Here is a 2,017-nt window from a genome sequence, read left to right as displayed (position 1 = left end):
GGGATCGCCGAGCTGGCCGGGGCTGAACCCCTTCGGCAGCTAGCCTACCTGACTTTACAGCGTCGGGTTGAACCGGTTTACCTTTGTAATACAGCCCCGTGGTTTTATCGAACACAAATGGCGTACTGAATCTATACCACAGAAAGCTCCCGCCTGCCGTAAACCCGACACTCCAAAGCAGAAGGAAAAAGCTCGTCAGAATCTGACCATCCAGCAAAGAAAAGGGCACAGCAAACAAAAAGACGCCTAAGCCAGGCAATATAAACACCAGGCTAAACAGTGTTGCTCCCATTGTTTTTTTAGTTCGCAGTTGGGTCTTGGAGGCTGAGTATAAGGTTTGGGTTTTAAAATTAGCGCCACCACCTGCTGCCGGTGACCATTCAACTTTATCCGCTAATGGATCAGCAATACCCGCTGGCTTTTGCATACCCTACCCGGCTACTCGCTAGTCAGTAGAAGCAGCATGCTTGAATCGTTGCAGCAATTCGGCAAGACGTTCGTCCGACATCCCGGGAATCGAAAATGCCGTTCTATCCACGAGACCACCAAACCGGTGGCAGATCTCATCTACAACCTGCTCGGGTTCACCCACGACTGCAAAGGTTTCCAGGATTTCATCAGAGATCAGCTCAGCCATCTCATCATTGCGATGCTGTTTCATCAATCGATTCAACTCAGGCTGAAGTTCACCCCAGCCGTGAAGGTCCAGCACCGCACGATAGCCGGGTGTTGAGCCATAAAACGCCAATCGACCTCGCACCGCTTGACGGGCTCGCTCAAAATCTTCCTCTGTGTCCCCTGTTACCACCATCGGTGCGTAATCGAGTTCGTAGCGCTCCCGATCTCTTCCGGTATTTCGTAATCCTTCCTCAATTGCAGGCAGGTTAACTTCACGAATGTACTTCTCAGTAGAGAACGGATGCATGATCAAACCGTCTGCCGCCTCAGCAGCCACTTTTGTCATCAGCGGGCCAGTAGCAGAAAGCAAAATATCCGGCGGTCCGTATTCTGTATCAGCAGGTGTAAACGTCTTCGGCATTAATGTGTGCCGGTAATACTCGCCGTCAAAATCCAGTGGCTCACCGTTGTACCAGCAGTCGTAGATCGCATCCATCGCTGCCAGAAACTCTCGCATTTGTCGGGGCGCTTTATGCCAGGGCATACCGAACCGGTTGACGATGTGAGGACGCACTTGGGTGCCAAGCCCAAGCACAAATCTACCCTCACTGAATGCGTTGAGATCATGTGCCAGGTGACACATGTTCATGGGATTGCGGGCAAACGCCACTGCGACTGAAGTAATGAGTTCGATGCGCGTGGTATGTTCTGCCGCAATCGTCAGCGGCAGGAAGGGATCGTGAGTGAGCTCTGCTACCTTTAGACCGTCGTAGCCAATCGACTCAAGTCGCGCTGCTTCTTTCGCAACCGTCTTGAGGTCTCCACTGATTGAGGCGTCTATCTTCATCATAATCCTTGATTGGTGAGTCTGTCATGATAGCGAAACTTGGCAATGTTCGTACAGGAAGATGGGGTCTACCATAGGCTGTCGAAATATCCGGTTTTTCTCAAAAATTCACGTCCCGGTTTATGGATGGCCTGAAATACCCCGATCTGTCGCCCCCGTGAAAACGGGGGTCCATGAAAGTTCGCATGGTTCCCCGTTTTCACGGGGACGACGAACCCTGCTGTTACGTCAGAAAAACCCAAAAACCATGGGAGATATTTCCCTGGATATTGGTAAATTTCGACAGCCTAGGTCTACCATCATCTTTGTAGGTGGGTCCTTATGCTTCCGGACCCCGTGTGCTTCTGTGTGCCCTTAGAACGACAATCGAACAGAGCACGATGATTCGCCAAGCAAGTTCCCCCACGCCAGCGTGGAATGGAAAAACTTCCGAGGCGATGTAACTGGAATAATAAGCTGATCTCTGTTGTTTCTATAGATTAAACAGACAGCGGGCATTCTCTCCCAGTACCAAGTTTCGCCTATGTTCTGACATGGGTGCTAAGGCGTCAT

At 51.0% G+C, this 2,017-nt stretch carries 2 protein-coding genes; both read right to left on the bottom strand.

The window, feature by feature from the left end:
* Window positions 1-292, bottom strand: a 292-nt coding sequence (locus tag AAF564_26730) for a hypothetical protein (protein ID MEM8489168.1), incomplete at its 3' end; no start/stop codon positions are given.
* Window positions 293-445: 153 nt separating this feature from the next.
* Window positions 446-1,468: a TIGR03617 family F420-dependent LLM class oxidoreductase gene (locus AAF564_26725; protein MEM8489167.1), complete on the bottom strand. Its 1,023-nt coding sequence runs from the start codon at window positions 1,466-1,468 to the stop codon at window positions 446-448.
* Window positions 1,469-2,017 lie beyond the last annotated feature (549 nt).

Source organism: Bacteroidota bacterium (genome assembly GCA_039111535.1).
Taxonomy (GTDB): domain Bacteria; phylum Bacteroidota; class Rhodothermia; order Rhodothermales; family JAHQVL01; genus JBCCIM01.
The sequence above is the reverse complement of the archived record's forward strand: the minus strand, read 5'-3'. Positions and strand labels throughout refer to the sequence as shown.

What these genes read in the sequence shown, in the direction of transcription:
- AAF564_26725 (MEM8489167.1), bottom strand. Translation starts at nt 1,468, where the DNA reads ATGATGAAGATAGACGCCTCAATCAGTGGAGACCTCAAGACGGTTGCG.